At 27.3% G+C, this 3,823-nt stretch carries 3 protein-coding genes, 2 tRNA genes and 1 rRNA gene; 1 reads left to right on the forward strand and 5 read right to left on the reverse strand.

What is annotated here, in order from left to right:
• Positions 1-288 precede the first annotated feature (288 nt).
• Complete coding sequence (locus A500_RS18905; RefSeq protein ID WP_016209179.1) at positions 289-1,092, reverse strand: pyruvate, water dikinase regulatory protein; 804 nt, start codon at positions 1,090-1,092, stop codon at positions 289-291.
• A 175-nt stretch (positions 1,093-1,267) separates the two neighbouring features.
• Here A500_RS18905 and A500_RS18910 point away from each other — a divergent pair, with 175 nt between their 5' ends.
• Positions 1,268-2,017 carry a signal peptidase II gene (locus A500_RS18910; protein WP_016209180.1) on the forward strand — a complete coding sequence of 250 codons (750 nt, stop codon included), beginning with the start codon at positions 1,268-1,270 and terminating at the stop codon, positions 2,015-2,017.
• Positions 2,018-2,111: 94 nt separating this feature from the next.
• Here A500_RS18910 and A500_RS18915 read toward each other — a convergent pair.
• The 4 genes from A500_RS18915 to A500_RS18930 form a co-directional block, all read right to left on the reverse strand.
• Positions 2,112-2,187: transfer RNA gene (locus tag A500_RS18915), tRNA-Lys, on the reverse strand.
• Positions 2,188-2,192: 5 nt separating this feature from the next.
• Positions 2,193-2,309 (reverse strand): 5S ribosomal RNA (gene rrf / locus A500_RS18920).
• Between the two features lie 215 nt (positions 2,310-2,524).
• Positions 2,525-3,478, reverse strand: coding sequence for an L-lactate dehydrogenase (locus tag A500_RS18925; RefSeq protein WP_016209181.1), 954 nt, complete (start codon positions 3,476-3,478; stop codon positions 2,525-2,527).
• 264 nt (positions 3,479-3,742) lie between these two features.
• Positions 3,743-3,818, reverse strand: a tRNA-Lys gene (locus A500_RS18930).
• Positions 3,819-3,823: the final 5 nt, after the last annotated feature.

Below are 3,823 nucleotides of genomic sequence, written 5' to 3' on the forward strand. Positions count from 1 at the left end.
TTTAAGCGACTTTCTTATAATATCATCATAATTTTATTATGTCAATATATTTTTTATTATCCTTTAAAATATTTGACTCGCTTTAGACGATGAATAAATGTTATCACTAAAAAAACTTATTGTCAATATATTTTCTTTTATTTTTTAATAAAATTATACTTTCACTATGAATTTATCTTCAATATGTTTGTTTTATGCCTTTTTTCGATTTTATATACTCAAAAATTATATTTAAAATTATATCTTAATTTTATTAATATACTCTAATTTAATAGTTAACCTTGTATATTATCTATCATGCCCTAATGCCTTTATTATTATCAGTGCAGTATCCTCTATTGCTCTTTGAGTAACATCTATAGTCTTACAACCTAATTTTCTCATTATTCTATCTGCAAAATCAAATTCTTCTAATATTCTAGCATCACTTGCATATTCTATCCCTGTAGGCATTCTATGAAACTTATCTAATCTTCTTTTTCTTATTTCTATTAATTGTAAGGGGTTTATTACCAATCCAAATATTTTTTTCTTATCTACTTCAAAAAGTTCATTTGGTATTTCTACTTCCGGCATAAGTGGTATATTAATTGCTTTTATTCCTTTATTAGCTAAATACATACATAATGGTGTTTTAGACGTTCTTGATAATCCTATAAGTACAACATCCGCATTCTTTAATCCTCTATAGTCTTTGCTATCATCATATTGCATAGCAAACTCCATAGCTTCAATTCTTTTAAAGTAAACTTCATCTGTTTTTCTCATTGCACCTGGATTATTGTCTGGCATTCTATTCAATATTGATGAAGTCACATTTATTATTGGACCCAATACATTTATTACAGATATATTTTTTTCTAAGCATTTTTGAGTCAAATATTCTCTTACATTAACAGTTATTATAGTTGATACTATTATACTTTTTTCGTTATTGGTAACTTCAGTTATCAATTCTTCAACATCTTCTAAACTATTTATGTAAGGAATTCTTTTTACTTCTACCTCTCCTTTAAATTGACTTGCCGCTGCCATAGCAACTTGCTCAGCTGTTTCCCCTATAGAATCTGAAACTGCAAAAATTTTTAACACTTAAAATTCCTCCTATGATTCGTATTATTATTTAGTATTAATATAAATAACCTAAATATTCAGTATTTTATTTTTTAATTATATCAGTATTTAAAATAATTTGTTATCCTTATATGAATTTTATATTTACATATGATAAAATCTTAATATCTTAAGTTTTCTGTAGGAGGATATCATGACAAATAAATTTAATAAAGATAAATGGATTACGATAGGAATACTTCCTTTAATGTGGCTATTGTACTTTGCATTTGAAATTATAACTGGTAGAGTAGATAATTTTTATACCCTAATTATGAACTTGTTGTTGACTATTTTATTTGCCATTACAGGTTGGATAATATATATAGTATCAATCAAATATCCTAATGGTTTTAACAATAAGATAATATTATTAATCTTTTCTGTACTTATGTTAATAGATCAAGGATTAAAGTTGATAATAAAATTATTCTTTTTTGAAAGATATTTTGAACTTATACCAAACTTCCTCTCCTTTGATCCTATAATTAATACTGAGGGGTCTTGGCTTAATGCTAGATTTGGTTTTGGAGTAGGATTTACTACATTAATCATATTTAATGCAGTTTCTGTGCTTTTATTTATAGAGATTTATAGATATTATTCCTATCTCAAAAATAAAAGTTTCTGGGCAGATATGACATTTTTATTTGTTACATCTGGAGCATTATGTTCATTAATAGATAAAGTATTTTATGGTGGTAGCTTGGATTTTATAGGGATAAGTAATCTTTTCATAGCTGATGTAAAAGATATGTATATTAACTTAGGTATATTATTCTTTATAATGTTAATTTATCTTGGTGGATATTTTAAAGAAGAAGATTCTTCAACTTTAAAAGATGATTTAAACTCTATAAAGAAATTTTTAAAGTTTGTAAAAAAAGATATTCTAAGAAAATAAAAAAGAAAGAGGTGATTATCATCTCTTTCTTTTATTATATATAATGCTAAGCAAGTTCTTATTAAAAAATCACTTCATTAAATGAAGTGATTTTTGGTGGCTTACCCGGGAATCGAACCCGGTACACCTTGATTAAAAGTCAAGTGCTCTACCGATTGAGCTAGTAAACCTTATGACCTGGCAACGTTCTACTCTCCCACACAGTCTCCCATGCAGTACCATCGACGCTATAGAGCTTAACTTTCCTGTTCGGAATGGAGAGGAGTGTTTCCTCTACGCCATCATCACCAGATATTTTTCTCTCAACAAGAACTTATTATATAGACTTATTACCCATATGTCAACATAATTTTTGAAAATAATTTGTTTTTTTATTTCTAATATAAATTAATTTAACTTTACTAATAAATTTGTAAGTTATATTGTAGCATTTAGTCATTTTTATATACATATATCTTAATATAAAATGCTATTAAAGAATTGTATATTTCTTTAATAGCATTACTATTATTTATTGTTCAATTTACTTATATATTCTCTTATTGTATCATTAGACTTTTTAAATTTTTTAAGTTCCTCTTCTGTCATTTCTATTTCTACTACTTCCTTTGCACCTTCACTATTAAGTACTACAGGTACTCCAGAGAATACTCCATATTCACCATATTCACCATCTAATAATGTGGATACTGGTATTATTTTATTTTCATCATTTAAAATAGCCTTTATTATTCCAACCGTGGCAGCAGCTATAGCATAATATGTTGTTCCCTTTCTGTTATAAACTTCCCATCCCGCTTGTGCAGTTTCCATAGCTAACTTATCTAAATCTATATCTCCAGCTCGATCTTTATTATCTTTTATAACTTTACTAAATGGTTTTCCCCCAACATAAACATGAGACCATGGAACCATTTGAGAATCACCATGTTCACCCATAGAATACGCTTGAACACTTCTTGGATCAACATTAAATAAATCTCCTATGAAATTTTTTAATCTTGCTGAATCAACAGATGTTCCTGTTCCTATAACATGACTCTTTGGTAGTCCAGATAGCTTATAAACATAATGCGCTATTATGTCAACAGGATTTGATACCACTATAAAGTGGCCCTTAAATCCACTTTGCATTATAGAATCAACTATTGACTTTGCTATTTTAGCTGATAGATCTAAAGTATCTAACCTTGTTTGCCCTGGTCTTGGGGGCGCTCCTGCAGTTATAACTATTATATCAACATCTTTACACTCTTCATAAGAACCTACTTTTATTTTTGTATTTCTATTTAGGTATTCTATACAATGTTTTAAGTCCATAACTTCCCCAAGTGCTTTTTCTTTATTTATATCTATCATAACAACTTCATCACAAACACCTTGAGTTATTAAACTAAATGCAGTGCTAGAACCAACTAAACCTGTTCCTACTATAGCTACTTTTCTATTTTTTGAAATCACTTATATCCCTCCATAACTAAATTTCCATTTTTAAATTATATATTACTTTTGTGCCATTAGAATTTTTTTTAAATACTAGTATATTAAAGTTATTGTTGTTTTTTTATATAACATAAAATTTAACTCCCATTTATTAAAAATAAATTGAATAATTCTTATAAAACTTATCACATTTATAAATATTATAAGAAGAATCTACTATTATCCAATACTTGTTCATTATTATTTTTTAAATAAAAAAATCCTAAACAAAAGTTTAGGATTTGGTGCGTTATCAGGGGATCGAACCCGGGACACCCTGATTAAGAGTCAGGTGCTCTACCAACTGAGCTAATAACGCATAAT

It is taken from the genome of Clostridium sartagoforme AAU1, assembly GCF_000401215.1.
GTDB lineage: Bacteria > Bacillota > Clostridia > Clostridiales > Clostridiaceae > Clostridium > Clostridium sartagoforme.

What these genes read in the sequence shown, in the direction of transcription:
- A500_RS18910 (WP_016209180.1), top strand. Translation starts at nt 1,268, where the DNA reads ATGACAAATAAATTTAATAAAGATAAATGGATTACGATAGGAATACTT.